This is a genomic window from Arthrobacter sp. ES3-54, assembly GCF_029504395.1.
In the GTDB taxonomy this organism is placed as follows: Bacteria; Actinomycetota; Actinomycetes; order Actinomycetales; family Micrococcaceae; genus Arthrobacter.
Genome location: NZ_JAQFIF010000005.1, coordinates 117785 through 144428, shown reverse-complemented (window position 1 = coordinate 144428; position 26644 = coordinate 117785). Strand labels below are relative to the sequence as shown.

Sequence of the window (26644 nt, the reverse complement as noted above, 5' to 3'; positions counted from 1 at the left end):
CAGACGACGTCAGAAGGTGCGGACTACAGTGTTTACCGACGACGCGGGCAAGGGCGGCATTTCCGCCGGGGGCCCCGGGAACAGTGAAAATTCAACGAGGCGGACGGGCGGCGATCTCGTCCAGCTCATCACTCCGGCGGGTGAGCGCATCAGCCATCCGGAGTTCGATTCCTGGCTCCAGGACGTCAGCGACGAGCAGCTTAGCTCGCTCTACGAGGACATGGTGGTCATCCGCCGGATCGACGCCGAAGCCACCGCCCTCCAGCGGCAGGGCGAGCTGGCACTCTGGCCTCCGCTGCTCGGCCAGGAAGCATCCCAGATTGGCTCGGCCCGCGCACTGCGCGAGGACGACTTTGTCTTCCCGAGCTACCGCGACAACGGCGTGGCCTATTGCCGGGGCGTAAAACCGGAGGACCTGGTCCGCGCCTGGCGGGGCAACGCTTCCGCCGGCTGGGACCCCTTCACCGTCAACGTTGCCACCCAGCAAATCATCATCGGTGCGCAGAGCCTGCACGCCACGGGCTACGCCATGGGCATCCAGAACGATGGCGCCGACGCCGTCGCCGTGGCCTACTTCGGCGATGGCGCCACAAGCGAAGGCGACGTCAATGAAGCCATGGTCTTCGCCGCGAGCTTCCAGGCGCCGGTGGTCTTCATCTGCCAGAACAACCACTGGGCCATCTCGGAGCCCGTCCGGCTGCAGTCCCACATCCAGCTGGCGGACCGCGCTTCCGGCTTCGGCATTCCCAGCATGCGGGTCGATGGGAACGATGTCCTCGCCGTCATCGCGGCCACCCGCATCGCCCTGGACCGCGCCCGGCACGGCGGCGGACCCACCTTTATCGAGGCCGTGACGTACCGGATGGGCCCGCACACGACGGCGGATGACCCCACCCGCTACCGGGACGCCAACGAGCTCGAGGACTGGGCCGCCAAGGACCCGATCTCCCGGATGAAGTCGCTGCTGGACCGCAAGGGACTGCTGACCGCGGACCTTGAAGACGCCGTCGCCGCGAAAGCCGACGCCGTGGCCAAGGAACTCCGGGCCGGCACCATCAACATGCCCGAGCCGCAGCCGCTGGATATCTTCAAGCACGTTTACAGCACGCCCAACTCCTGGCTGGACCGCCAGCAGGAGCACTACTCCCGTTACCTGGCTTCCTTCGGCGATCCCGCAGAAGCCGCTTCTGAAGAAGGTGCACGCTGATGACGCAGATGACCTTTGCCCGAGCCATCAATTCGGGCCTGCGCAAGTCCCTCGAGAACGATCCCAAGGTGGTCCTGATGGGGGAGGACATCGGCGCCCTCGGCGGTGTCTTCCGTGTCACCGACGGGCTGCAGAAGGACTTCGGGAAGCACCGCGTCGTGGACACGCCGCTCGCCGAATCGGGCATCATGGGCACCGCCGTCGGCCTGGCGTACCGCGGCTACCGCCCGGTGGTGGAGATCCAGTTCGACGGCTTCATCTACCCGGCCTTCGACCAGATCGTCAGCCAGGTCGCCAAGATGCACTACCGCACCCAGGGCGCGGTCAAGATGCCCATCACCATCCGCGTCCCGTTCGGCGGCGGCATCGGCTCGCCGGAGCACCACTCGGAATCGCCCGAGGCCTATTTCACCCACACTTCGGGGCTGCGCGTGGTCAGCGTGTCCAACCCCCAGGACGCCTACACCATGATCCAGCAGGCCATCGCCTCCGATGATCCCGTCCTGTACTTCGAGCCCAAACGGCGCTACCACGACAAGGGCGAGGTGGACGAGACCGTCGACCTGAGCACTGCGCTGTCCATGGAAAAGGCCCGCGTGGTCACCGAGGGCAACGACGTAACTCTTGTGGCCTACGGTCCGCTGGTCAAAACTGCCCGCGACGCCGCACTGGCGGCCGCGGACGAAGGCGTCTCGGTCGAGGTCATCGACCTCCGCTCCCTCGCACCGCTGGACTTCGTCACCCTTGAGGCGTCTGTCCGCAAGACCGGCCGGCTGGTCATTACCCACGAGGCGGGCCAGTCCGGCGGCCTTGGCGCCGAAGTTGCTGCCAGCATCACCGAACGTTGCTTCTACCACCTCGAAGCCGCCCCGGTCCGCGTGACCGGCTTCGACGTTCCGTACCCGTACTCCAAGCTGGAAATGCACCACCTGCCGGGCCTCGACAGGATTCTCGACGGCGTCGACCGTGCCATGGGCCGCCCCAACTCCCTCAGCGGGCTGGAAGGATGAGCGCCACTATGATCAAGGAATTCAGGCTGCCGGACCTCGGCGAAGGACTGACGGAATCAGAAATCGTCGCCTGGAAGGTCGCGGTAGGGGACACCGTTACTCTCAACCAGATCATCGCCGAGGTGGAGACTGCCAAGGCGGTGGTCGAGTTGCCTTCGCCGTTCGCCGGCGTGGTCGCGGCCCTGCACGAACAGCCCGGCACCGTCGTGGAGGTCGGCAAGCCGATCGTCTCCTTCGAGATTGAGGACGACGGCTCCGGCGGTTCCGCGCCTGACACGGGGGCCGCCAAGCGTGAGCCGAACCTTGTGGGCTACGGTGCCGTCCTTGAAGCCTCCGGCCGGCCCGCCCGCCGCGCCCGCACTTTCGCGGCCCCGGCGGCAGCTTCTCAGCCCGCCCCCGTCGCTCCCGTCCGCGCCGAGCCGGTGGCACCGGTCCGCGCAGCTGAGCCAGTTGAATCCAAGCCTGCCGAAACCGGGCTGGCCGCATCCGCGCCGGGGGAGCGTCCGCGGTCCACGCCGCCGGTGCGCAAGCTGGCCAAGGACCTCAGCGTCGACCTCGAGGCCGTGACCGGAACGGGGGAGCACGGGCTCATCACCCGTGACGATGTCCTGAACTTCGTCGGCGGCGGAGACCTGCCAGCAGAGCAGGGACTTGGCGCCCAGGAACTCGCCGGCGCGCCGGCTGCAGCACCCGCCACCGGGCGCGTCCCGGCCGGCGGCGAGCGGGAGACCCGCACGCCGATCAAGGGCGTGCGGAAATTCACGGCCGCCGCCATGGTGGCCAGCGCCTTCACCGCGCCACACGTCACGGAGTTCCTGACGGTCGACGTCACGCCCACGATGGAGCTGCTGGCACGGCTCAAGGCCAGCCGCGCGTTCGCCGGCTACAAGCTCACGCCGCTGACGCTGGTCTCCAAGGCGGTGCTGATCGCGCTGCGCAACCACCCGACGCTCAACGCGCGGTGGGACGAGGCCAACCAGGAGATCGTCCAGTTCAACTACGTGAACCTGGGCATCGCGGCAGCGACGCCGCGCGGGCTGACGGTTCCGAACATCAAGGACGCGGACCGGATGTCCCTCATGGAGCTCTCCTCCGCCCTGACGGAGCTGACGGACACGGCCCGGGCCGGGAAGACGGGCCCCGAGGCGCTCTCCGGGGGCACGATCTCCATCACGAACATCGGGGTCTTCGGCATTGACGCCGGCACGCCCATCCTGAACCCGGGCGAGGCAGCCATCCTGGCCCTCGGCGCGGTCCGGAAGATGCCGTGGGAGTACCAGGACGAGGTCGCCCTGCGCCAGGTCATGACGCTGAGCCTCTCGTTCGACCACCGGCTGGTCGACGGCGAGCAGGGCTCGCGCTTCCTCCAAGACCTCGGCGCCGTGCTGGCCGATCCGGGCATGGTCCTCGCGATGGTCTAGGCACCCAAGGCTGCCGGCTGCTCCTTTGTGGGGCGGCCGGCAGCTTTCTTGCGTGCCGGGAATGTCCCGCGCCAGGTTCTTCTGCGCGGGTTTGCCGTCCGGGGGCACTTTGGGCGCAATGTTCGGCGGCGGCAGCCTGGTTGACGGCGTGTCCGTGCCAAAGTGCCCCGAGAGTGCGCCCGGGCGGGCGGAACCGGTTAATCGAGCGGTTCCGGCAGGGTGGCCGGTGCCATGAGCGCGGCCAGTGCCATGCTCTCCAGCAGCGGCCTGGCGCGGCGGACGCCGATCCGGCGCCCATGGCTGCGCACCGAGTGCGGGGTCGAGTTGATCAGCCCGAAGGTGGCATGCGCCCGCATCCGCAGTTCGGCGGCCTCCGTGCCCTCGTGCAGTCCGGCCAGCACGTCCACCCAGAGTTCAACGTAGCTGCGCTGGAGGGTGCGGACCTCGGCCTGGTCCTCGCCGGCCAGGTTGCTGAAGTCCTGGTCCTGGACCCGGATGACGTCCGGATTGCTCAGGGCAAAGTCGACGTGGAAGGCCACGAGGCCGCCCAGCGCCGCCAGGTCGCCGTCGGCATCGGCCACCACCTTGCGGCCGCCGTCGAGCAGGTCCTTGCTGACGCTGAGCAGCAGCGCACCGAGGACGGCCTGCTTCCCGGCGAAGTGGCGGTAGACCGCCGGCCCGCTGACACCGGCCGCGGCCCCCAGATCCTCCAGGGACACGCGGTTGAAGCCCTCGAGGGCGAAGAGCGCGGCGGCGGCCGACAAGAGGGCCTGCCGCCTGTTCGCCTTGGCCTGGCTGCGCTGGGTTGAGGCTGCTTGGGTTGAGGCTGCTTGGGTCGAGTCTGCTTGGGTGGAGGCTGCTTGGGTCGAAGCTGGCTGGACTGACGGAAGCTGGGCGGTCTGGCTGGGCTCGGTCACCGGCGCATCCCCTCGTTGCAAATGATCCCTGTGTTGGACATCACAGTTAATAGAGACTAACCTAAATCTCAGTTATGCGGTACTAACCGAAATAGCCGGGCGGCCTGAGCTGCCGGTCCGGCACGCAGGTCGGGGAACGGAAGCAGTCAATGGAGACAATCGCCAGCCGGGTGGATGCGACGAGCACAGCCTATGCCGCGAACCGGGAGGCCCAGCTGGGGCTGGCCGGCGAGTTGAGGGAACGGCTCGCCGCCGCAGCGCTGGGCGGGCCGGCAAAGTCCCGGGAACGCCACGTGGCCCGCGGCAAGCTTCTGCCGCGCGAGCGCATCGATCGGCTGCTCGATGACGGCAGCCCCTTCCTGGAAATCGCCCCGCTGGCGGCGGACGGCATGTACGACGGCGACTCGCCCGGTGCCGGCGTCATTGCAGGGATCGGCCTGGTGCACGGCCGGCAGGTGCTGGTCATTTCCAACGACGCCACAGTCAAGGGCGGCACCTACTATCCGATGACGGTGAAGAAGCATCTCCGCGCGCAGGAAATCGCCCTGGAGAACCGGCTGCCCTGCATCTACCTCGTGGACTCCGGTGGCGCCTTCCTCCCCAAACAGGACGAGGTCTTCCCGGACAAGGAACACTTCGGCCGGATCTTCTTCAACCAGGCGAAGATGTCGGCGGCGAAGATCCCGCAGATCGCCTCCGTCATGGGCTCCTGCACAGCCGGTGGCGCCTATGTCCCCGCGATGAGCGACGAGACCGTGATTGTCCGCAACCAGGGCACCATCTTCCTGGGCGGCCCGCCGCTGGTGAAGGCCGCGATCGGCGAGATCGTCACGGCTGAGGAACTCGGCGGCGGCGACGTGCACTCGAAGATCTCCGGAGTCACGGACCACCTGGCCGAGAACGATGAGCATGCCCTCCAGATCGTCCGGGACATCGTGGCCACGTTGCCGCGGCCCGCCGCCCCCGTCTGGGACGTCGACACCGTCGTCGAGCCCGTCGCCGACCCGGACGAGCTCTACGGCGCCGTTCCCACGGACGTCAATGCCCAGTACGACGTGCATGAGGTCATCGCCCGGCTGGTGGACGGCAGCAAGTTCCACGAGTTCAAGAAGAACTACGGCACTACCCTGGTCACGGGCTTCGCGAAGCTGCACGGCCACGCGGTGGGCATCGTGGCCAACAACGGCGTGCTGTTCAGCGAGTCCTCGCTCAAGGGCGCGCACTTCATCGAACTGTGCGATCAGCGCGGCATCCCGCTGATCTTCCTGCAGAACCTTTCAGGCTTCATGGTCGGCAAGGACTACGAGCAGGGCGGCATCGCCAAGAACGGCGCCAAGATGGTCACGGCCGTCGCGACCGCCCGGGTCCCCAAGCTCACGGTGGTGATCGGCGGGTCCTTCGGCGCCGGCAACTACTCGATGTGCGGCCGGGCTTATTCGCCGCGCTTCCTGTGGATGTGGCCGGCGTCCCGGATCTCCGTAATGGGCGGCAACCAGGCCTCCAGCGTGCTGGCCACCGTGAAGCGGGACCAGTACGAGGCCCGCGGGGAGGAATGGTCCGCCGCGGACGAGGAAGCGTTCAAGGCCCCGATCAAGGCCCAGTACGAGGACCAGGGCAGCCCCTACTACTCCACCGCCCGCCTCTGGGATGACGGCGTGATCGACCCCGCGGACACCCGCACCGTCCTGGGACTCGCGCTCGACGTCGTCTCCCGCACCCCGCTGCCGGAGACCTCCTTCGGCCTGTTCCGGATGTGAGCCAGCTGTGACTATTTCCTTGTCGACCGCACCTTCGACACCCCAGAAGCCCCTCTTCGGCACCGTGCTCGTCGCCAACCGCGGCGAGATCGCCTGCCGCGTCATCCGGACCCTGCGCGCCTTGGGGATCCGTTCGGTCGCCGTCTATTCCGACGCCGACGCCGGCGCCCGGCACGTGCGGGAGGCCGACGTCGCGGTGCGGATCGGCCCGGCCGCCGCCACCGAGAGCTACCTGAAGATCGAGGCCATCCTGAAGGCCTGCCGCGACACCGGCGCCGAAGCCGTGCACCCGGGCTACGGCTTCCTGAGCGAGAACGTCGACTTCGCCCGCGCCCTGGCCGAAGCCGGGATCACGTTCATCGGCCCCGGCGTCGAATCCCTGAACGTCATGGGCGACAAGATCCGCTCCAAAAACCACGTCACCGGCTACGGCGTGCCCGTGGTCCCGGGCATCGCCGAACCGGGCATGACGGACGCCGAGCTGATCGAGGCCGCGGCCGGCGTCGGCTTCCCGCTGCTGATCAAGCCGTCCGCCGGCGGCGGCGGGAAGGGCATGCACATCGTCGAAGAGGCCGGGGACCTGGCAGCCACGCTGGCCACCGCCCGCCGGGTCGCCTCGAGTGCCTTCGGCGACGACACGCTCTTCCTGGAACGGCTCGTGCTCACCCCGCGGCACATCGAGGTCCAGGTTCTTGCGGACAACCACGGCAACGTCATCCATCTGGGGGAGCGCGAGTGCTCCCTGCAGCGCCGCCACCAGAAGGTCATCGAGGAGGCCCCGTCCCCACTGCTGGAGTCCCTGCCCGACGGCGCGGACATCCGGGCCCGTCTAGGCGAGGCCGCCTGCAATGCCGCGCGCAGCGTCAACTACTCCGGTGCCGGCACCGTGGAATTCCTGGTCTCGGACAACGCCCCGGACGAGTTCTTCTTCATGGAGATGAACACGCGTCTGCAGGTCGAGCACCCCGTTACCGAGATGGTCACCGGCGTCGACCTGGTCGAATGGCAGGTGCGGATCGCCGCCGGCGAGGAACTTACCGTCCGCCAGGACGACGTCGTGCTCAACGGCCATTCGGTGGAGGCGCGCGTGTACGCGGAGATCCCGGAGAAGAACTTCCTGCCTTCCACCGGACATGTCCTCCTTCTGGACGAGATCCCCGGCCCCGCCCAGCGGCCCAGCGCCCCGGCCCGCAACGAGGTCGAAACAACCCGCGGCCGCGTCCGGGTGGACTCAGCCCTGATGGACGGCCTCGAGATCTCTTCCAACTACGACCCGATGATCTCCAAGGTCATCGCGTGGGGGGAGGACCGCACCGCGGCCCTCGACACCCTCGACGAGGCGCTCGCCGGGTACACCGCGCTGGGGATCGACACTAACGTCGAATACCTGCGGCTGCTGATCAACGACGCCGACGTCCGCGCCGGCCGGCTCGACACCGGCCTGATCGAACGCAAGATGCCGGACTTCAGCTTCCGGCGTGTGGGCGACTTCGAACTGGTGGCGGCCGCACTGTACGCCGTGGCGATGGAGGCGCAAAACAATCCTGTCGAATCAGCGGGTCCATGGCAGCGCCGGGACGGTTGGCGTCCCGGCGCGCATGCTCCACGGATGGTCAGCCTGGGAACACCCGATGGCGGCATCGGAACTGTAGGCGTGGCAGGCCCCGTCACCGACGCTCCGGTCCTAGTGTCGCTCGGCGACGGCCGCCACTGTACGGCGTCGTTGCAGTTCCTTGCGCGAAGCCACGTCGTGGTGACCCTCGACGGTGAGGCCCGGGGCTATTCCCTCGAGCCGGTCTACACAGGACCCGTCACCCCGAGCTGGGACAACCCAACACCCGGCGCTCCCACGGAACTCTTCCTCGGCAACGAGGGCTGGTCCTGCCGCCTCGAGGTCCTCAGCCGGGAGGCCCGGCTCGCCCGGGTGCTGGCGGCAATCGAACGCGAGGAAGGCGCGGCCGACCCGGCGGTGCGCTCGCCGATGCCCGGCACCGTAGTGTCCGTGTCCGTCAGCAACGGTGACACCGTGGAGGCGGGCCAGGTCCTGCTCTCGGTGGAGGCGATGAAGATGGAGCACCAGCTTGTGGCGCCGCTCGACGGAACCGTCCACATCAGCGTCGGGTCCGGCGATCTCGTCAAGGCAGACCAGGTGCTGGCGACGATCCACCCGTCTGTCCCGACTGCACCTTCGAAGGCCGAGGACACGATCGAGGAAGCCGTTATCGCGATGGGCGCGGCCGAATGACCGCACCGTAGGAACCCAGCTTTTTTTGAACCCAGCTTTCTGAAACACAGCGCAGCCAACACCCGTTTCAACAGACCACAGAAATACCTCAGACACAGGAGTCACCCCCATGGCAGATTTTGAACTCAGCGAGGATTACCAGGACCTCAGCAACACCGTCCGCGAATTCGCCGACGAAGTGGTGGCCCCGGTCTCCGCCAAGCACGACGAGGAACACAGCTTCCCCTACGAAATCGTCTCCCAGATGGCGGACATGGGCCTGTTCGGCCTGCCGTTCCCGGAAGAGTTCGGCGGCATGGGCGGGGACTACTTCGCCCTGGCCCTGGCCCTTGAACAGCTTGGCCGGGTGGACCAGTCCGTCGCCATCACCCTCGAGGCGGGCGTCTCCCTCGGCGCCATGCCGATCCACCGCTTCGGCAACGCCGCCCAAAAGGAGGAGTGGCTGCCGCTGCTGGCCTCCGGCAAGGCGCTCGCCGGCTTCGGCCTGACCGAACCGGAAGCCGGCTCGGACGCCGGCGGCACCAAAACCACCGCCAAGCTCGGCGGCGGAGAGTGGGTCATCAACGGCAACAAGGAGTTCATCACCAACTCCGGCACGGACATCACCAGGCTCGTCACCGTCACCGCGGTGACCGGGCAGGAGGAACGCTCGGACGGCAGCATCAAGAAGGAAATCTCCACCATCCTGGTGCCCACCAACACCCCGGGATTCAAAGCCGAGAAGGCCTACAACAAGGTCGGCTGGAACGCCTCGGACACCCACCCGCTCACGCTCAATAACGTCCACGTCCCGGAAGCCAACCTGCTGGGCACCCAGGGCCGCGGCTACGCGAACTTCCTGTCCATCCTGGACGAGGGCCGCATCGCGATCGCAGCCCTGGCCGTCGGCGCGGCCCAGGGCTGCGTGGACCAGTCGGTGAAATACGCCAAGGAACGCAGCGCATTCGGGCAGAACATCGGCAAGTACCAGGCCATCGCGTTCAAGATTGCCCGGATGGAAGCACGCGCCCACACGGCCCGCCTGGCCTACTACGACGCGGCCGCCCGGATGCTTGCCGGCAAGCCGTTCAAGACGCAGGCGGCCATCGCTAAGATGGTCGCAGGCGAGGCAGCCATGGACAACGCGCGGGACGCCACCCAGGTGTTCGGCGGCTATGGCTTCATCAACGAATTCACCGTGGCGCGCCACTACCGCGACTCCAAGATCCTTGAAGTCGGCGAGGGCACCACGGAGGTCCAGCTGATGCTGATCGCCCGCGAACTGGGACTGTAGCCGGCCGGAAGGATCACCGATGATCAACAAAGTTGTTGCCAGCGCCGCCGAGGCGGTCGCGGACATCCACGACGGCGCCTCCCTCGCCGTCGGCGGGTTCGGGCTGTGCGGCATCCCCGTGACCCTGATCGAGGCCCTCCACGAGCGCGGCGCCACGGACCTGGAAACCGTCAGCAACAACTGCGGTGTCGACGACTGGGGCCTCGGGATCCTGCTCAAGGACGGCCGGATCCGGCGCACCATCAGCTCCTACGTGGGGGAGAACAAGGAGTTCGCCCGGCAATACCTCGCCGGCGAACTGGAAGTGGTCCTCACCCCGCAGGGCACGCTGGCCGAAAAGCTGCGCGCCGGCGGCGCCGGTATTCCCGCCTTCTACACGCCGGCCGGCGTCGGTACCCAGGTGTCCGACGGCGGCCTGCCGCAGAAGTACGATCGCGACGGCAACGTCGCGGTCGCCTCCGCGCCCAAGGAAGTCCGCAGCTTCCACGGCGCCGACTACGTGCTGGAGGAATCGCTCACGCCCGACTTCGGCCTCGTGCATGCCTGGAAAGGTGACCGCCACGGCAACCTCGTCTTCCACGCCACCGCCATGAATTTCAACCCGCTGTGCGCCATGGCCGGGAAGATCACGATCGCCGAGGTCGAGGAACTCGTGCAGCCGGGGGAGCTGGACCCGGAGCACGTCCACGTCCCGGGGATCTTCGTCCAGCGTGTGGTGCTGGCCCCGCAGGGCGAGAAACGCATTGAGAAGCGGACAGTTGCAGTGGCCACCGGTGCCGCCGGCGCACCAAAACTGCCACCCGAGCAGGCAGGAGCATAGCCGTGGAAACGAACAAAGCTCAAGACGCCCCGCCCCGTCCTGAGGCCGTGCGCCACGAATACCGGCGCTCCGCGCTCGAACACCCCGCCGGTGTCGAGGGCAAGGGCTGGACCCGCAACGAACTCGCCGCCCGGGTGGCGCAGGAACTGCACAACGGCCAGTACGTCAACCTCGGCATCGGCATGCCGACGCTGATCCCCAACTACATTCCGGCCGGCGTCGAGGTGGTGCTGCATTCGGAGAACGGCATCCTGGGCGTCGGGCCCTACCCGGCCGAGGACGAGATCGATCCGGACCTGATCAATGCCGGCAAGGAAACCGTCACGGTCAACAAGGGCGCGGCGTTCTTCGATTCCGCCGCCTCCTTCGGCATGATCCGGGGCGGCCACGTCGATGTGGCCGTGCTCGGCGCCATGGAGGTCGCCGCCAACGGCGACCTCGCCAACTGGATGATCCCCGGCAAGATGGTCAAGGGCATGGGCGGCGCAATGGACCTCGTGTTCGGGGCCAAGAAGGTGATCGTGATGATGGATCACGTGGACCGCAGCGGCAGGCCGAAAATCGTGGAAACCTGCACCCTGCCGCTGACCGGCAAGGGCTGCGTGGACCGGATCATCACCGATCTCGCCGTGATCGACGTCGTGACCGACGCCGGGCCGCCCCGGCTGGTGCTCCGCGAACTGGCGCCGAACGTAACCGTGGAGGACGTCGTGGCGGCCACCGGAGCCGAACTCTTTGAGGAAGACCAGGAACTGACCGTATGAGTGACGCAGACCGATCCGCCCCAAGCCCCGCTGCCGGCACCCCCCGGGTGATCGAACAGCGAGGCCTCTATTTCGATGAGCTGGAGGAGGGCGTGGTCTACGCCCACCGGCCGGGCCGGACCGTCACGGAGACGGACAACGTCTTGTTCACCACCATGACCATGAACACCCAGGCCCTGCACCTCGACGCGGCCTGGAGCGCCGGGCAGCCCTTCGGCCAGCGGCTGGTGAACTCGATGTTCACCCTGGCCACCGTGGTGGGCCAGTCCGTGCCGCAACTGACCCAGGGCACCATCATCGCCCAGCTGGGCCTGACGGATGTGTCCTTTCCGCACCCGCTGTACCACGGGGACACCCTGTACACGGAGACAATGGTCACCGGGAAACGGCTGTCCGCGTCCCGCCCCGGCCAGGGCATCGTGACCATGCAGCACACCGGGCGGAACCAGCACGGGGACGTGGTGGCGCTCGCCGCCCGCAGCTGCCTGATGTGGACACTCGGGGCCCACGCAGCGGCCGAGCTGGAAGCCGCGCAAAAGGGGACAATAGAGACATGAGTTTCCTGATGGGTCCTGCCCTGCTGTTCTGCCCCGCCGACCGCCCCGAGCGGTACCAGAAAGCCGCCGAGCGCTCCGATACTGTGATCGTGGACCTCGAGGACGCCGTCGCTCCCGCCGACAAGCAGCGGGCCCGCGGCGCCATCCTCGCCCAACTCGGCGCCACCGGCGACGTCCCGGAACTGGATCCGAGCCGCACCATCATCCGGGTCAACCCGGCCGGCACGGACGAGTTCGAGAAGGACCTGCACTGCCTCAAACACACGCCCTACCGGCACATCATGCTGGCCAAGGCGGAAAGCGCAGCACAGCTGAAGGAGCTCGAGGGCTACAGCGTGATTGCCCTCTGCGAGACGGCCGCGGGCGTCCTCAACGCCCCCGCCATCGCCGCCGAGCCCAATGTGGTGGCCCTGATGTGGGGTGCGGAGGACCTGCTGGCGTCACTCGGCGGAACCTCCAGCAGGACGGAAAGCGGGGGCTACCGGGCCGTCGCGCTGCACGCCCGCTCCAGCGTGCTGCTGGCCGCCGGCGCCTTCGGCAAGGAAGCGATCGACGCCGTCTACGTCAACATCCCGGACCTGGCCGGGCTGGCCCTCGAGTCCCGTGACGCCGTGGCGTCCGGATTCGCGTCCAAGGCCTGCATCCACCCGGACCAGGTGGCCGTGGTCCGCGAAGCCTACGCTCCGACCGAGGCCGACGTCTCAGCCGCGGTCGAGCTGCTCGACGCCGCCTCCGCCGCAGGGACGGGTGTGTTCCAGTTCAAGGGCAAGATGATCGACGGACCTATCCTCAAGCACGCCGCGTCCACGCTGCGCCGTGCGGGCCACGTCGGGTCCTAAACGCGGATTCTCGACGTCGGTTCTCGACGTCGATTCTGGATGTCGGGCCCTAGACGCCGGTGCTGACCGGCGCGGCCTCAGCGGCGCCAGAGGTAGCGGTTCTCCGGCCGGCCCGCCGCCCCGTAGCGGGGCGTCAGCCGGGCATGGCCATGAATCACGAGGTACTCGAGGTAACGGCGGGCACTGACCCGGGACAGGCCCAGTTGCAGAGCCAAGCCGGCAGCGGAGACGTCCTCCGGGCTGGCTTTCAGCGCCTCGATGACCGCGTCCAGGGTGGGCCGGGAGAGTCCCTTGGGCAGCCGCAGGACAGGCTTGCCCGGAGGTTCCGGCTGGACAGAGTGTCCCGCCGCGGTTTCCGCCGCCGCGGACCGGCGCGAGGGAGCCACCAGGCGGTCGATGCTTGCCTGGTCCAGCGGTCCGGCCGCGCCGGCGGCCAGTTCCTCCCGCAGCATGACGTACTCGTCCAGCCGTTCGATCAAGGCCTGCGAGGAGAAGGGCTTGACCAGGTAGTGCAGCACCCCGCCGGCCATCGCACCCCGGACCGTGTCAATTTCCCGGGAGGCGGTTATCACCAGGACATCCACCGGCCGGCGGCGCCCGCGCAGCCGCTGCAGGACGTCCAGGCCGGACATGTCCGGCAGGTGAATGTCCAGCAACACCAGTTCCGGCCCCAGCTCCGCGGCCAGATCGAGGCCCTGCTGCCCGGTGTGGGCCATGGCCACGACGTCGAATCCGCCGCGTGCCAGCAGGAACCCGTGATGGATCCCGGCCACTGCTACGTCATCGTCAATGATGAGGGTGCGTATGGCGCTCATTGCTTTTGTAGTTCCGCCTCTTTTGTCTTGAGCACTGCCGACTTGAGCACTACCGAGAAGCAGGCTCCGCCCAATGCCGATGAGGAGACCGCCGCGCGGCCTCCGCGCCGGCGGGCAACCCGCTGGACCAGGGCCAGCCCAAACCCGCGGCTGTTGATTCCCTCGGCCTCCTTGCTGCTCACGCCGGGCTCGAACACTTTAGCGCGTTCCGCCACCGGGACGCCGGGCCCGTCATCCTCCACCACGATGGTCCGCCCGCCGTCGGCGCTCTCGTCCAGCCGGATGGCCACAGTGCTGTCATAGCCCGCAGCGTCCACAGCGTTGTCGATCAGGTTGCCCAGGACCGTGATGACGTCGCCCGAGGCATCGGCGGAGCACAGCGAATCCGGGCTGACGATGATCTCAATGCCGCGCTCGGCGCAGACCGTGGACTTGGCGATCAGCAGGGCCTGGACCCCGTGATCGGTGATTCCGGGCGCGACCGGCCGGTTCGCGAAGACGGCGTCGTTGTGGCTGCGCCCCAGGTATTCGATGGCCTTGTCCTGCTTTCCGAGCTCCAGCAGCCCGGAAATGACGTGCAGTTTGTTGGCGAATTCGTGCGCCTGGGCGCGGAGGGCCTGCGTCACGTCCACGGCGCCGTCGCGGTCCCGCAGGACGGTGTGAAGTTCCGTGCGGTCCCGCAGGATCAGCACCTTGCCGACTTCGCGACCGTCGACCGTGGCCGCATTGACCTTGCCCAGCAGGATCCGCTCGCCCGAGAGCACCAGTTCCTCCGTGGCGGACCCGGCCGAGAGCAGGCGGAGGACCGCCGGTTCCAGGCTCGCCGCGGCGGGCGTCCCGGTGATGTCCCCTGCCAGGGCGAGGAGGCGGCGTGCCTCGTCATTGACCAGCGCGATCCTGCCGTCGGCATCCACCGCCACGAGCCCTTCGCCCAGGCCGTGGAGCATGGCGTCGCGGGTTTCCAGCAGGGCCGCGATGTCCTCGGGCTCAAGCTTGTAGATCCGCCGCCAGACCAGTTTCGAGACGTACATCGCGCCCAGGGAACTCAGCAGCGCCGCCCCGAGCAGCCAGCCGAACAGCTGCGGCATGTCCTCGTGGAGGTCGGCGGCCAGGGTGCTCTCCAGCACCCCCACGGATGCGGAGCCGATCACCACGCCGGCCGCATCGAAGATGGGAACCTTCACCCGCCAGGACTCACCCAGCGTGCCCGTCTGGGTGCCCACGTAAATCTCGCCGGACAGGGGCACGGAGGGATCGGTGGAGACCGGCCGCCCGATTTCCGCCGGATTGGGGTGCGACTGCCGGACGCCATGCCGGTCTGTCACCACCACATAGGTGACATTGGATGCCTGCCGGATGACTTCCGCGATCGGCTGGATGGTCTGGGCCGGCGATGGCGTTCCGAACGCGTTGATGACGGAGGGCAGCTGGGCAACACTTTCGGCCACGCCGATCAGGCGGCCCTTGTACGCGTCCCGGAGCTGTTGTTCCTGCATCCGGATGGTCACGGCCCCCACCGCCGTGAGGACAGCCAGCACGATGCCCAGCTGCAATGCGACCAGCTGGAACCGTAGGGGAATCCTGTGAAACATGTCACAAGTTTCGCATCGGGAACGCCGCCCGGCCGCCAATAAGACGGCGGTGGCCGTGACCAATATGACCACTACTACCTCTAAGGCCAAATTCTGTTGCCCTGCGCCGGGCGCTCCTAGGGTCAGTGACGTGATTCCAATGATGTGCATCACATTCGCTCAAGGAGAAACCATGTCTGCCCAGTCCCCATTCACGCGGCCCTCTCATACCCGCCGAGCCGCCCTCATCGCCGGAGCCGCCGGAGTCGTCCTGGCCATGTCCGCCTGCGCAGGAAGCGGAACCGGCACGGCTGCCGGCTCGTCCGCGGGCGCCGACTCGATCAAGAAGCTCAGCATCATCGTCCCGGCCAACCCGGGCGGCGGCTGGGACCAGACCGGGCGCGCCATGCAACAGGACCTGCAGTCCAACAAGCTCGTCTCCTCCGCCCAGGTCACCAACATCGGCGGCGGCGGCGGGACAAACGGCCTTGCCAAGCTGGCCACCGAGAAGGACGTCAACACCCTCATGGTGATGGGCTACGTCATGGTGGGCGCAGTCGAGACCAACGGCGCCAAGACCCGGCTCGAAGACACCACCCCGATCGCGCGGCTCACCGAAGAGCCGCTGGTCCTCGTGGTGCCGGCGGAGTCGAAGTACCAGTCCGTCGCCGACCTCGTGGCGGACATCAAGGCCAACGGCAAGGGCGTGGCCATCACCGGTGGCTCGGCCGGCGGCGCGGACCACATCCTGGCCGGGCAGATCCTGAAATCCCAGGGGGTGGAGGCGGACAAGCTGAACTACATCGGCTACTCCGGCGGCGGCGAATCCATCGCGGCGCTGCTCGGCAACAAGGTCCAGGCCGGCATCTCCGGCGTGGGCGAGTACGCCGAACAGGTCAAGGCCGGCAAGGTCCGGGCGCTCGCCGTCTCCGGAAAGGCCGAGGCCCCGGCGCTTCCCGGCGTCAAGCCGCTCAAGGACCAGGGGATCGACGTCGTGCTGACCAACTGGCGGGGCGTGGTGGCCCCCGGCTCCATCGACGACGCCCAGCGCGCGAAGCTGACCGAGGTCGTCACCAAGCTGCACGCGTCCGAGGCCTGGAAGTCCACGCTGTCCAAGAACAACTGGGACGACGCCTTCCTGGCCGGCGACGGCTTCAAGTCCTTCCTGACCGAGGACATCGCCAAGGTCAAGACCACGCTGACCCAGATCGGCCTGGTCAAGTAAGAATGTCTTCTCTCGCAACAACGCCCGCCAAACGGCCGACGGGGGAGATCCTGTTCGCCCTCGTGTTCGTCAGCGTGGGCGTCGCGGGCCTGGCGACGGCGGGATCCATTCCGATCCCGCCGTCGGAGACCGGCATCGGCCCCCGCGCCTTCCCCTACATCGTGTGCGGGATGCTGGTGCTGTGCGGCGCCGGGGTAGTCCTGCAGGTCCTCCGCGGCAAGGTCGGTCAGGCCGAGGACAGCGAAGACCTGGACGTGACCGCCAAGACCGACTGGGTGGCCCTCGCCAAACTGGTGGGCTTCGTGGTGCTGCACATCTTCCTGATCGAGCCGGCCGGCTGGCCGGTGGCCGCGGCCGTGCTCTTCAGTGGTGCCGCCTGGTCCCTGGACGCCAAACCCCTGTGGAAAGCGATCACCGTGTCCGTGATCCTGGCGCTGGTCCTGCAGTACGTCTTCGGCGGGCTGCTGGGCGTCTCCCTGCCGCCGGGGCCGCTGTTCGAGGGGGTGCCCTTCTTCCATGGATAGCTTCATGCTCCTGCTCGAAGGATTCAGCACCGCGCTGCAACCGGTCTACCTGCTCTACGCCCTGGGCGGGGTCTTCGTCGGCACCGCCGTCGGCGTGCTCCCCGGCATTGGCCCGGCCATGACCGTGGCCCTGCTCATGCCCATCACCTACGCCCTGGACCCTGCGGCGGCGCTGATCGTGTTCGCCGGGATCTACTACGGCGGCATGTACGGCGGTTCCACCACCTCCATCCTGCTGAACACGCCGGGCGAGTCCTCCTCGATCGTCACGGCGCTCGAAGGAAACAAGATGGCCAAGGCCGGCAGGGGAGCGGCGGCCCTGGCGACGGCGGCGATCGGATCCTTCATCGCCGGGACCATCGCCACGGTCTTGCTGACCTTTTTGGCGCCCGTCGTGGCCGATTTCGCCGTCGGCCTCGGCCCCGTGGACTACGTGGCCCTCATGGTGGTGGCGTTCCTGACCGTCGGGGCGCTGTTGGGCGCCTCCGTCCTGCGCGGTCTGGCCTCCCTCGCCCTCGGGCTGTTCATCGGCCTGATCGGCATCGATGACAGCACGGCCCAGCAGCGCTTCACGTTCGACAACCCCACCTTGGTGGACGGCATCGACATGGTCCTCGTCGCCGTGGGCCTCTTTGCGCTCGGCGAGGCGCTTTACGTCGCTTCCAAGCTGCGGCACGGCCCCGTGGAGCTCATCCCGGTCAGCAAGGGCAAGAACGCCTGGCTGTCCAAGGAGGACTGGAAGCGGTCCTGGAAGCCGTGGCTGCGCGGAACCTTCATCGGGTTCCCGATCGGCACCGTCCCGGCAGGCGGCGCGGACGTCTCCACGTTCCTGTCCTACGCGGCCGAGCGGAAGCTGGCCAAGGGCGCCAACAAGGCCCAGTTCGGCAAGGGCGCGATCGAAGGCGTCGCGGGACCGGAAGCGGCCAACAACGCCGCGGCCGCCGGTGTCCTGGTGCCGTTGCTGACCCTCGGCATCCCGACGACGGCGACTGCGGCCATGATGCTCACGGCGTTCCAGCGCTACCAGATCCAGCCCGGCCCGCTCCTGTTCGAAAACCAGGGGGCGCTTGTCTGGACCCTGATCGCGTCGCTGTATGTCGGCAACCTCATGCTGCTGGTGCTGAACCTGCCGCTGGTGGGCCTGTGGGTGAAGATCCTGCAGATCCCGCGTCCCTACCTTTACGCGGGCATCCTGGTCTTCGCCGCCCTGGGCGCCTTCTCGGTGAATTTCTCGCCGAGCGACGTCGGCATCCTGCTGGTGGTGGGCATCCTGGGCTATTTCATGCGCCGCTACGGGTACCCGGTGGCGCCCATGGTGGTGGCGATGATCCTGGGACCGATGTTCGAGGTGCAGTTGCGGCGCTCGCTGCAGCTCTCGCAGAACGACCCCACGGCACTGTTCTCCTCGCCGTTCGCGTTGGTGGTGTACGTCTCCATGGCGCTGATCTTCGTTGCCTCGTGGTGGCTGCGCCGCCGTCAGGCAGCGGTGGAGGCCGCGCCGGCCCGGGACAAGGTGTCCGTCTAGGCGCGGGCTTGCCCGATTGCCGCAGACGGCCGGAATGGTGACCCCATTCCGGCCATCTGCGTCCTACGGCCGCGCGAGAACGCACCGGCTGGCGCTGGGGCCGGCCCGCCCGGGACGCGGCGTCAAGCCCCCGGCGGCAGGCGCGAAGGCGGGATGGCGACATACAGCGGCGTCCGGATCCAGCGCTGGCCCGTCGCACGGAACTCGGCCCGGGTGGAGAAGCGGTAGAGGTAGCTGCTGGCACGCACCCAGTGGGGCCGTTCGCCGTCGAACGGGTCATGGCGCAGCAGCCGCAGCGTGGGCCGGTCCGCGGCCAGCAGCTTGGCCAGGAACGCGTAGAACCACTCCTCGTGCACGGTACGCAGCGGCAGGAACCACATCAGCCAGTCAAGCCGCAGGTGGTACGGGGCGAACTGGCGCGGGATGCGCCGGACGTCTCCCGGCTTGCCCTTGAACCCATACTCCCGCCAGTCCGCGTCCTCCCCGGGTTCCGCGTCCAGGGTCCCCTCCACCACGATCTCGATCCGCCGCTTCGTGACCGTGCCGAACGCACCGTAGGTGTTCACCAGCTGCCAGCGGTTGAAAGAAGCGTTCATCAGCTGATGGTGGGAAAAGAGATTCTCGATGGGCCGGTAGCTGAGCACCGCGAGCAGCACGGTGGCGACCAGGACCACCACCAGCCACGGGACCGGCGCCTGGCTGCCGGCCCCGGCCCCTGCGGACGCGGACGCGGCGTGCCAGTCGAGCGGGATTGCCGGAAGCACGGCGTGCGCCACGGGCTCGGTGACCGCCGCGAAGGCCAGGATGATCGCCATCCAGTTAAGCCAGGCGAAATTTCCACTCGCCACCAGCCACAGCTGGGTGAAGATGATGATCCCGGCGGCGGCGCTGGCCAGGGGCTGCGGGGCAAAGAGGAAGAACGGCACCACCAGTTGGGCGAAGTGGTTGCCCAGGACCTCCAGCCGGTGCCAGGCCTTGGGGAGCAGATGGGCCTGCCGGCTCAGCGGCCCCGGCATGGGCTGGGTCTCATGGTGGTAGTACAAGGCCGTCAGGTCCCGCCACTCCTGTCCGCCCCGGATCTTGATCAGGCCGGCGCCGAACTCCAGCCGGAACACCAGCCAGACCAGCAGGATCAGGATGGGCCTGGGCGGGGGAGTCTGGTCCGAGCCAAGGAACGCCACCGTGAACCCGGCCTCCAGCAGGAGCATCTCCCAGCCGAAGCCATAAAACGTCTGCCCCACGTTCACGATCGACATGTACAACAGCCACAGGGCCAGGAACGCGATGAGCGGAACCCAGGGCGGCCCGAGCTGGGGCAGCCCGGCGATGAGTGTGGCGGCGATGGCCATGCCGCTCCAGCAGACCGTCCGCAGCATCCGGTCCGAGTAGCGCCAGCGGAACAGGCTGGGCCGGCCCAGGCGGTTGAAGCCTTCGAGATACTCCGGCACCGGCAGCAGGCCGCGCTCGCCGAGGAGGGCCGGGAACTGGTTGAGCGAGGAGAGGAACGCCACGAAGTAGAGGGTGGCGGTGGTGCGCTGCAGCACCTGCCGGGCGAACTCGTACTCCGGCGCGTCGAACCACGCGGTCCACTCCACGTTTTCCACGTTACGCCTCCGCCCTGCTGCGTCAACGAGTGGCGGCGACCCACCGGCGGAAGGAAACGGGCCGGACATCGGTGCGGGATACTTGAAGCATGCAGCCGCGCAAAATCGTCCTCCTCGGGTCCACCGGTTCCATCGGCACACAAGCGATTGACGTCGTCGACGGCGCCCCGCACCTTTTCGAGGTCGTGGCGCTCAGCGCCGGCGGCGGCAACCTCGAACTCCTGGCCCGGCAGGCCGTGCACACCCGGGCCTGGGCCGTCGGGGTCGCCTCAGGGGAGGCCTCCGCCCTCCGGGACATGATCGACGACGCCGCCCGCGCGGCTTCCGTGACGGGCTACCATCCCGAGATCATCACCGGCCCGGATGCCTCCACCCGGATCGCGGAAATCAGCGCCGACGTCGTCCTCAACGGCATCACCGGCTCCATCGGACTTGCCCCCACCCTGGCCGCGCTCCGGTCCGGTGCCACGCTGGCCCTGGCCAACAAGGAGTCCCTGATCGTCGGCGGCGCCCTGGTCAAGGCAGCGGCCCGCGACGGGCAGATCGTGCCCGTGGATTCGGAGCATTCGGCCATTGCCCAATGCCTGCGCTCCGGCACCGCCGCGGAAGTGGACCGGCTGATCCTGACGGCCTCCGGCGGCCCGTTCCGCGGCAAGACCCGGGACGAGCTGCATGACGTCTCGCCGCAGGACGCCCTGGCCCACCCCACATGGGACATGGGCCTGATGGTCACCACCAACTCCGCCAGCCTGGTCAACAAGGGCCTGGAGGTGATCGAGGCGCACCTGCTCTTCGACATCCCGCTGGACCGAATCGACGTCGTAGTCCACCCGCAGTCCGTGGTGCACTCGATGGTCCAGTTCGTCGACGGCTCCACGATCGCCCAGGCCTCGCCGCCGGACATGCGCCTGCCCATTGCCCTCGGTCTCGGCTGGCCGGACCGCGTCCCGGGTTCCGCGAGCGCCTGCGACTGGAGCAAGGCCACCAGCTGGACGTTCGAACCCCTGGACGCCGGGGCCTTCCCCGCCGTCGCCCTCGCGAAGGCTGCCGCCAGGCAGGGCAGCACCTTCCCGGCGGTGTTCAATGCCGCGAACGAGGAAGCGGTGATGGCTTTCCACGCCGGGCAGATCCGGTTCACCGACATCGTCGACACGATCGACGCCGTCCTCAGCGAACACACAGGGTCCTCCGGGCTGACGGTGGAGTCCGTACTGGATGCTGAAAGATGGGCACGCGCCCGCACCCACGAACGTTTAGCCGTCAGAAGCGTCTAGGAAGCAGCAGATCACAGCATGAGCCCCGTCCTCCTCTTTATCCTCGGTGTCGTCTTCGTGGCGATCGGCATCGCCGTGTCCATTGCCCTGCACGAAGTCGGTCACCTGGTCCCGGCCAAGCTGTTCAAAGTCCGCGTGACCAAGTACATGATCGGTTTCGGACCCACCGTCTGGTCGAAGAAGCGGGGCGAAACCGAGTACGGGCTCAAGGCCATCCCGTTGGGCGGCTACGTGTCCATGATCGGGATGTACCCGCCGAACAAGGAAGACGGCACCGTCCGCACCTCCAGCACCGGCATGTTCCAGTCGCTGGCATCCGATGCCCGCTCCCTGGCCCACGAGGAAATCGGCCCCGGCGACGGAAACCGGGTCTTCTACCGGCTGCCGGTCTGGAAAAAAATCATCATCATGCTCGGCGGGCCCGCGATGAACCTGCTGATCGGCGTCGTGTTGACCGCGGTGCTGTTGATGGGATTCGGCACCGCCACCCAGACCACCACCATTGCGGACGTCTCCAAATGCCAGGTCAAGGCCGGCGAGACCGTGGACCCGGACTCCGCCGACTGCAAGCTCACCCCCGCCGCCGCCGCAGGCTTGTTGCCGAATGACACCATCACCTCCTTCGACGGCAAGGCCGTCACCGGTTGGGACGAGCTCACCGGCTGGATCCGCGCCTCGGCGGACCGGCAGGTCAGCATTACTATGGAGCGCGGCGGCGCAACGGTCTCCACCACCGTCACGCCAGTGCTCTCCGCCCGCCCCGTGATCGGTCCCGACGGCCGCCAGGCCAAGGCCGCCGACGGAAGCCTCCAGTACCAGGACGTCGGCTTCCTGGGCATCGGCGCGCAGACCCAACTCGTGCAGCAGCCGGCGTCGTCCGTGCTGCCGATGGCGGGGGAGAACATCAAGCAGGTTGCCGGGGTTGTGGTGAACCTGCCGGCCCGTGTGGCCGGCGTGGCCAAGGCAGCCTTCAGCGAGGAACCCAGGGACCCCAACGGACCCATCAGCGTGGTGGGCGTGGGCCGCGTGGCCGGCGAGGTCGCCGCCATGGAGGAGGTCCCGCTGCAGTCCCGCTTCGCCGCTTTGATAGGTCTGCTGGCCGGACTCAACTTTGCCCTGGCCGTCTTCAACCTCATTCCGCTGCTGCCGCTCGACGGCGGCCACGTGGCGGGGGCGTTGTACGAGGGGGCCCGCCGTCAGATCGCCAAGCTGTTCGGCCGCCCGGATCCCGGAGCTTTCGATATCGCCAAGTTGCTCCCGGTGACCTATGTAGTGGCGGTGCTGCTGATGGGCATGGGAGCATTGCTGATCTACGCGGACATCGTGAAGCCGGTCAACCTCTTCGGATAAGGGGATCCGCCGGCCGTCCCGGCCAAATTCCGCTGACTTTCGCTTATAAGCTTATTTCGGCTGATTTTAAATAATCAGTTGCAAATGATTGATTATTGTCGATCACCTCCCTAGGCTGAGGCCATGTACGTCATGACAATCGACCAGCGCGGCAGCACGGGCGACATCGACCGCGTCCCCGGGCTCCTCAAGGAACTCGGTGCCATCTCCACCGCCGGGCGCTTTGAACGTTCGGTGGGCGACGAGGTCCAGGGTGTGGTGGAGCGGGCCGACGAGGTAGTGGAGATCACCCTGCATGCCCTGCGCAGCGGCCGCTGGTACGTCGGAATCGGGGTGGGGGAGGTGGACCTGCCGCTGCCCGCCAGCCCGCGGGAAGGCTCAGGTCCTGCCTTCGTGGCAGCCAGGACCGCCGTTGACCGGGCCAAAGGGGCGGCCGCCCATGTGCCGCTCGCAGTGGTCGCCGGCCGCGGCCGGCGACGGGCAAGTGCACCAGTAAGCGCAGCGGCCGCCGCGGACGGCGCAATCGGGTCCCGGGAGGCCAAGGCGTGCGCCAACGCGGAGGCGGTGCTTCGGCTCATTGGCCGCCTGGTCCAGGACCGGACTGCGGCGCAATGGAAGGTGCTGGACGTGCTGCGCTCGGTGCGGCTCGGCACCCATGGCACCCATGGCACCCAAAAAATTGCAGCGCAGAGACTCGGAATCACGGAGCAGTCGGTGAGCCGCGCGGTCCTCCGCTCGGGCTGGCAGGAAGAATGGGCGGCGCGGCCAGCGGCAGAATTGCTGCTGACCCTGGCCCACGACAGCACAGAAGGAGAGCAGTGAACGCGCTCTGGATCACGCTGGCCCTGCTCACCGCAGGATTCGCCGGCTGGCCGGTCACCGCCTGGGTGTTCCGCCTCGCTCGGACCATAGATGACCGGACCCTTGACGGCAGAGGCGATGCCCCGGGCACTCCCGGCGAAGACGCGGCAGAAGACCCCTCGGCCGACTCCACCACGGACCCCGAAATCCAGGCCGCACCGGAGGCTGCGCCGGCCGCACCACACGCCGCACCGGGCGCGGCCCCGGCTGCCGAAACCGTCAGCAGCGTGCGCATCCTGCGCGGCGGCGCCATTATTGGCATCCTGGAACGGTTCGCCGTGTGCCTGGCAATCCTCGCCGGCGAGCCCGTCTCCATCGCCTATGTCGTGGCCATCAAGGGCCTCGGCCGGTTTGCCGAGTTGAAGGCCACCCCCGTTGCCGCCGAGCGGTTCATCATCGGAACCCTCACCTCCATGCTCTGGGCCGCCGGCGTCGCCGCCGTGGCCAAGGTCCTCTTCCTCGGCTGACCGCGTGCCCCGGCGCCCCCCGGATGGGAACCGGGCAAACGGGGCGATAGTGTATCCGTATGACTGTTTTTGCTGTGGAGTACGTGTACGACGCCGAATCTTCCGAGGTCCGCGATGCCAGCCGTCCGGCGCACCGCGAATGGACGGCGGGACTTGCCCGCGAGGGCGCCCTGCTGGCCAGCGGTCCCTACGGCGACGGTGCGGGCGCGCTGCTCATCTTCAAGGCGGCCGACGAGGCGGCCTTGAATGACCTCCTGCGGCAGGACCCCTTCGCAGCCGCAGGTGCCATCTCGGGCACGCGCACCACTGTGTGGGCGCCGCTGACCGGTCTTCTGTCCGAGCACGCCTAGCCTGTCCCGCCCGCACCTTCGCTTCATCGATACTAAAAGGGAGTCCATGTGACCTCGGTCAGCCTGGGAATGCCGTCAGCACCGCCCCCCGTACTTGCCCCCCGCCGCAAGACGCGCCAGATCAAAGTGGGATCCGTTGGGGTCGGCTCGGACTCGCCCATCAGCGTCCAGTCCATGACCACGACGCCGACTACCGACATCAATGCCACCTTGCAGCAGATCGCGGAGCTCACGGCTTCCGGCTGCGACATCGTCCGTGTCGCCTGCCCGTCCGCCGATGACGCCGAGGCGCTGCCGATCATCGCCAAGAAGTCCCAGATCCCGGTGATCGCGGACATCCACTTCCAGCCGAAGTATGTTTTCGCCGCGATTGAGGCCGGCTGCGCCGCCGTGCGCGTGAACCCGGGCAACATCCGCAAGTTCGATGACCAGGTCAAGGAAATCGCCAGGGCCGCAAAGGACCACGGCACGTCGATCCGGATCGGCGTCAACGCCGGCTCCCTGGAGCCCGGCATCATGAAGAAATACGGCAAGGCCACCCCCGAGGCCCTCGTGGAATCCGCCGTCTGGGAAGCCTCCCTCTTCGAAGAGCATGGTTTCCATGACTTCAAGATCTCCGTCAAGCACAATGACCCGGTCATCATGGTTGCCGCCTACGAGATGCTGGCCGAAAAGGGCGACTGGCCCTTGCACCTCGGCGTCACCGAGGCCGGACCGGCATTCCAGGGCACCATCAAGTCCGCGACGGCGTTTGGCGCCCTGCTCTCCCGCGGGATCGGCGACACCATCCGCGTCTCCCTCTCGGCCCCGCCGGTCGAGGAAATCAAGGTGGGCAACCAGATCCTGCAGTCGCTCAACCTGCGCCCCCGCAAGCTGGAAATCGTCTCCTGCCCGTCCTGTGGCCGCGCCCAGGTGGACGTCTACACGCTCGCCGAGCAAGTCACTGCCGGCCTGGAAGGCATGGAGGTCCCGCTGCGCGTGGCGGTCATGGGTTGCGTAGTGAATGGCCCGGGCGAGGCCCGCGAGGCCGATCTCGGCGTTGCCTCGGGCAACGGCAAGGGCCAGATCTTTGTCAGGGGCGAGGTCATCAAGACTGTCCCGGAGGACCAGATTGTTGAGACACTGATCGAAGAAGCAATGCGTATCGCGGAAGAGATGGGGGACGCCGATGGCGAAAATGCTGTCAAGGGTAGCCCCGTGGTTAACGTCTCGTAGGGACGACGCCGCTGCCGGCGTCGTTGTCCGAGTCCTTGATGGCGGCGACACCGGACAACTGCTGGCGCTGGCGCACCGGGACGCCGTCGCCAATGTCTTCATCCTCTCGCACCTGGAGGTCGCCGGCACGGCGTCCCCCACGGCCGGGGGCGCCAGCATTCTCGGCGTGTTCGACGGCGGCACCCTCCTCGGCGCCTGCTGGGCCGGCGCCAACCTGGTGCCGATCGAGCTGGCTCCCGAGCTCGCCGGCCTCGTTGCCATGGCCGCGCACCGCTCCGGGCGCCGCTACGCCTCGATCTTTGGCCCCGCCGAGACTGTCCTGGCCATCCACGCGGCCCTGGAGCAGCTCGGCCAGGTGGCCCATGAAGTCCGCGACCACCAGCCCCTGCTGACGATCTCGGGCCCGCCTGCTGTCCGGCCCGAGCCCGCACTCGGCTTTGGCCAGCTGGCTGACTTCGACAAGATCCTGCCCGCGTGTGCCGCCATGTTCGAGGAAGAAGTGGGCTATTCCCCCTACCTGGGCGGCAGGGAGTATTACAGCCGCCGCGTCAGGAGCCTCGTCCGCCAGGGCCATTCCCTCGTGCATGTGAACGCGGAGGGCCAAGTGGTCTTCAAGGCCGAACTCGGCGCCGTCACACAGGAAGTGACCCAGGTCCAGGGCGTCTGGATGAATCCCGAGTTCCGCGGACTGGGACTCAGCGCGGGCTACATGGCCGCCGTCGTCGTCCTCGCACAGACCCTCGCGCCGGTCACCAGCCTCTACGTCAACGACTTCAACGCAAAGGCCCGCGCCACCTACGACCGGGTGGGCTTCCGCCAGGTGGGCACGTTCGCCACGGTGCTTTTCTAGCGGCAGCGCCGGCCGGGACGTCATCCGCCGGGGGCCCCGCAACGGACTTGTACCGTCATGTCCTAATTATCCGATTGCAGACTATTGATTCCCGGCCCCATGTCACATAGGTTCTACCTAGCCGTGTCGCACAGGCGCGCATATTCCCCAGCGCATTTTCCGGGGAAAGCAACGCCTGGAGGCGACACCAAGTAGCTCGCAGC

General features: G+C 67.8%; 24 protein-coding genes. 20 read left to right on the top strand and 4 right to left on the bottom strand.

Annotation, left to right across the window (positions count from 1 at the left end; all coding sequences use genetic code 11):
• The first annotated feature begins 28 nt into the window (after positions 1 to 28).
• The 3 genes from pdhA to M2428_RS11365 are packed head-to-tail and all read left to right on the top strand — an operon-like array spanning position 29 to position 3638.
• A complete protein-coding gene (pdhA, locus tag M2428_RS11375) occupies positions 29 to 1207 on the top strand; it encodes a pyruvate dehydrogenase (acetyl-transferring) E1 component subunit alpha (protein ID WP_277526071.1) in 1179 nt (392 codons plus the stop codon).
• On the top strand, positions 1207 to 2217 hold the full coding sequence (locus tag M2428_RS11370) for an alpha-ketoacid dehydrogenase subunit beta (RefSeq protein WP_277526070.1): 1011 nt from the start codon (positions 1207 to 1209) through the stop codon (positions 2215 to 2217). Before pdhA ends, M2428_RS11370 begins: the two co-directional genes overlap by 1 nt.
• The gene (locus tag M2428_RS11365) at positions 2214 to 3638 is read left to right on the top strand and encodes a dihydrolipoamide acetyltransferase family protein (RefSeq protein ID WP_277526069.1); all 1425 of its coding nucleotides are present in this window, start codon (positions 2214 to 2216) and stop codon (positions 3636 to 3638) included. Before M2428_RS11370 ends, M2428_RS11365 begins: the two co-directional genes overlap by 4 nt.
• Positions 3639 to 3835: 197 nt before the next feature.
• On the opposite strand, the gene M2428_RS11360 is transcribed toward M2428_RS11365, so the two are convergent.
• The gene (locus tag M2428_RS11360) at positions 3836 to 4555 is read right to left on the bottom strand and encodes a TetR/AcrR family transcriptional regulator (RefSeq protein ID WP_277526068.1); all 720 of its coding nucleotides are present in this window, start codon (positions 4553 to 4555) and stop codon (positions 3836 to 3838) included.
• Positions 4556 to 4704: 149 nt separating this feature from the next.
• Between M2428_RS11360 and M2428_RS11355 the strand changes: the two genes are divergently transcribed.
• The 7 genes from M2428_RS11355 to M2428_RS11325 all read left to right on the top strand — a co-directional run bounded on the left by M2428_RS11355 (position 4705) and on the right by M2428_RS11325 (position 12810).
• Positions 4705 to 6312 (top strand): carboxyl transferase domain-containing protein, encoded by a 1608-nt coding sequence (locus tag M2428_RS11355; protein ID WP_277526067.1) that lies wholly within the window; start codon positions 4705 to 4707, stop codon positions 6310 to 6312.
• Between the two features lie 19 nt (positions 6313 to 6331).
• The gene (locus M2428_RS11350) at positions 6332 to 8557 is read left to right on the top strand and encodes a biotin carboxylase N-terminal domain-containing protein (protein ID WP_277526066.1); all 2226 of its coding nucleotides are present in this window, start codon (positions 6332 to 6334) and stop codon (positions 8555 to 8557) included.
• Positions 8558 to 8666: 109 nt separating this feature from the next.
• Entirely contained in the window at positions 8667 to 9830 is a 1164-nt protein-coding gene (locus M2428_RS11345) for an acyl-CoA dehydrogenase family protein (RefSeq protein WP_277526065.1), read from the top strand.
• A 19-nt stretch (positions 9831 to 9849) separates the two neighbouring features.
• The gene (locus M2428_RS11340; protein ID WP_277526064.1) at positions 9850 to 10650 is read left to right on the top strand and encodes a CoA transferase subunit A; all 801 of its coding nucleotides are present in this window, start codon (positions 9850 to 9852) and stop codon (positions 10648 to 10650) included.
• Positions 10651 to 10652: 2 nt separating this feature from the next.
• Positions 10653 to 11414, top strand: a complete 762-nt coding sequence (locus M2428_RS11335) for a CoA transferase subunit B (protein WP_277526063.1) — start codon at positions 10653 to 10655, stop codon at positions 11412 to 11414.
• A complete protein-coding gene (locus M2428_RS11330; protein WP_277526062.1) occupies positions 11411 to 11971 on the top strand; it encodes a MaoC family dehydratase in 561 nt (186 codons plus the stop codon). The genes M2428_RS11335 and M2428_RS11330 overlap by 4 nt, the downstream gene beginning before the upstream one ends.
• Complete coding sequence (locus M2428_RS11325; RefSeq protein WP_277526061.1) at positions 11968 to 12810, top strand: CoA ester lyase; 843 nt, start codon at positions 11968 to 11970, stop codon at positions 12808 to 12810. The genes M2428_RS11330 and M2428_RS11325 overlap by 4 nt, the downstream gene beginning before the upstream one ends.
• 77 nt (positions 12811 to 12887) lie before the next feature.
• Here the strand turns inward: M2428_RS11325 and M2428_RS11320 are convergent, their stop codons facing one another.
• On the bottom strand, positions 12888 to 13625 hold the full coding sequence (locus M2428_RS11320) for a response regulator (protein ID WP_277526060.1): 738 nt from the start codon (positions 13623 to 13625) through the stop codon (positions 12888 to 12890).
• Positions 13622 to 15217: a sensor histidine kinase gene (locus M2428_RS11315; RefSeq protein ID WP_277526059.1), complete on the bottom strand. Its 1596-nt coding sequence runs from the start codon at positions 15215 to 15217 to the stop codon at positions 13622 to 13624. The genes M2428_RS11320 and M2428_RS11315 overlap by 4 nt, the downstream gene beginning before the upstream one ends.
• Positions 15218 to 15389: 172 nt before the next feature.
• Between M2428_RS11315 and M2428_RS11310 the strand changes: the two genes are divergently transcribed.
• The 3 genes from M2428_RS11310 to M2428_RS11300 are packed head-to-tail and all read left to right on the top strand — an operon-like array spanning position 15390 to position 18470.
• Positions 15390 to 16421: a tripartite tricarboxylate transporter substrate-binding protein gene (locus tag M2428_RS11310; RefSeq protein ID WP_277526058.1), complete on the top strand. Its 1032-nt coding sequence runs from the start codon at positions 15390 to 15392 to the stop codon at positions 16419 to 16421.
• A 2-nt stretch (positions 16422 to 16423) separates the two neighbouring features.
• The gene (locus tag M2428_RS11305; RefSeq protein ID WP_277526057.1) at positions 16424 to 16945 is read left to right on the top strand and encodes a tripartite tricarboxylate transporter TctB family protein; all 522 of its coding nucleotides are present in this window, start codon (positions 16424 to 16426) and stop codon (positions 16943 to 16945) included.
• Positions 16938 to 18470, top strand: coding sequence for a tripartite tricarboxylate transporter permease (locus M2428_RS11300; RefSeq protein ID WP_277526056.1), 1533 nt, complete (start codon positions 16938 to 16940; stop codon positions 18468 to 18470). Before M2428_RS11305 ends, M2428_RS11300 begins: the two co-directional genes overlap by 8 nt.
• Positions 18471 to 18592: 122 nt before the next feature.
• Here M2428_RS11300 and M2428_RS11295 read toward each other — a convergent pair whose 3' ends face one another.
• Positions 18593 to 20065 carry a lipase maturation factor family protein gene (locus tag M2428_RS11295; protein WP_277526055.1) on the bottom strand — a complete coding sequence of 491 codons (1473 nt, stop codon included), beginning with the start codon at positions 20063 to 20065 and terminating at the stop codon, positions 18593 to 18595.
• A 98-nt stretch (positions 20066 to 20163) separates the two neighbouring features.
• On the opposite strand from M2428_RS11295, the gene dxr reads away from it, so the two are divergent.
• From dxr to M2428_RS11260, 7 genes are all read left to right on the top strand, one after another.
• Positions 20164 to 21348, top strand: a complete 1185-nt coding sequence (gene dxr / locus M2428_RS11290) for a 1-deoxy-D-xylulose-5-phosphate reductoisomerase (RefSeq protein WP_277526054.1) — start codon at positions 20164 to 20166, stop codon at positions 21346 to 21348.
• An 18-nt stretch (positions 21349 to 21366) separates the two neighbouring features.
• Positions 21367 to 22698, top strand: coding sequence for a site-2 protease family protein (locus M2428_RS11285; RefSeq protein ID WP_277526053.1), 1332 nt, complete (start codon positions 21367 to 21369; stop codon positions 22696 to 22698).
• 123 nt (positions 22699 to 22821) lie between these two features.
• Positions 22822 to 23520 carry a MarR family transcriptional regulator gene (locus M2428_RS11280; RefSeq protein ID WP_277526052.1) on the top strand — a complete coding sequence of 233 codons (699 nt, stop codon included), beginning with the start codon at positions 22822 to 22824 and terminating at the stop codon, positions 23518 to 23520.
• On the top strand, positions 23517 to 24026 hold the full coding sequence (locus M2428_RS11275; RefSeq protein WP_277526051.1) for a hypothetical protein: 510 nt from the start codon (positions 23517 to 23519) through the stop codon (positions 24024 to 24026). The genes M2428_RS11280 and M2428_RS11275 overlap by 4 nt, the downstream gene beginning before the upstream one ends.
• A gap of 59 nt (positions 24027 to 24085) precedes the next feature.
• Positions 24086 to 24376 carry a YciI family protein gene (locus M2428_RS11270; RefSeq protein WP_277526050.1) on the top strand — a complete coding sequence of 97 codons (291 nt, stop codon included), beginning with the start codon at positions 24086 to 24088 and terminating at the stop codon, positions 24374 to 24376.
• 48 nt (positions 24377 to 24424) lie between these two features.
• Positions 24425 to 25591, top strand: coding sequence for a flavodoxin-dependent (E)-4-hydroxy-3-methylbut-2-enyl-diphosphate synthase (ispG, locus tag M2428_RS11265; RefSeq protein WP_277526049.1), 1167 nt, complete (start codon positions 24425 to 24427; stop codon positions 25589 to 25591).
• Positions 25554 to 26441: a GNAT family N-acetyltransferase gene (locus M2428_RS11260; RefSeq protein ID WP_277526048.1), complete on the top strand. Its 888-nt coding sequence runs from the start codon at positions 25554 to 25556 to the stop codon at positions 26439 to 26441. The genes ispG and M2428_RS11260 overlap by 38 nt, the downstream gene beginning before the upstream one ends.
• Positions 26442 to 26644: the final 203 nt, after the last annotated feature.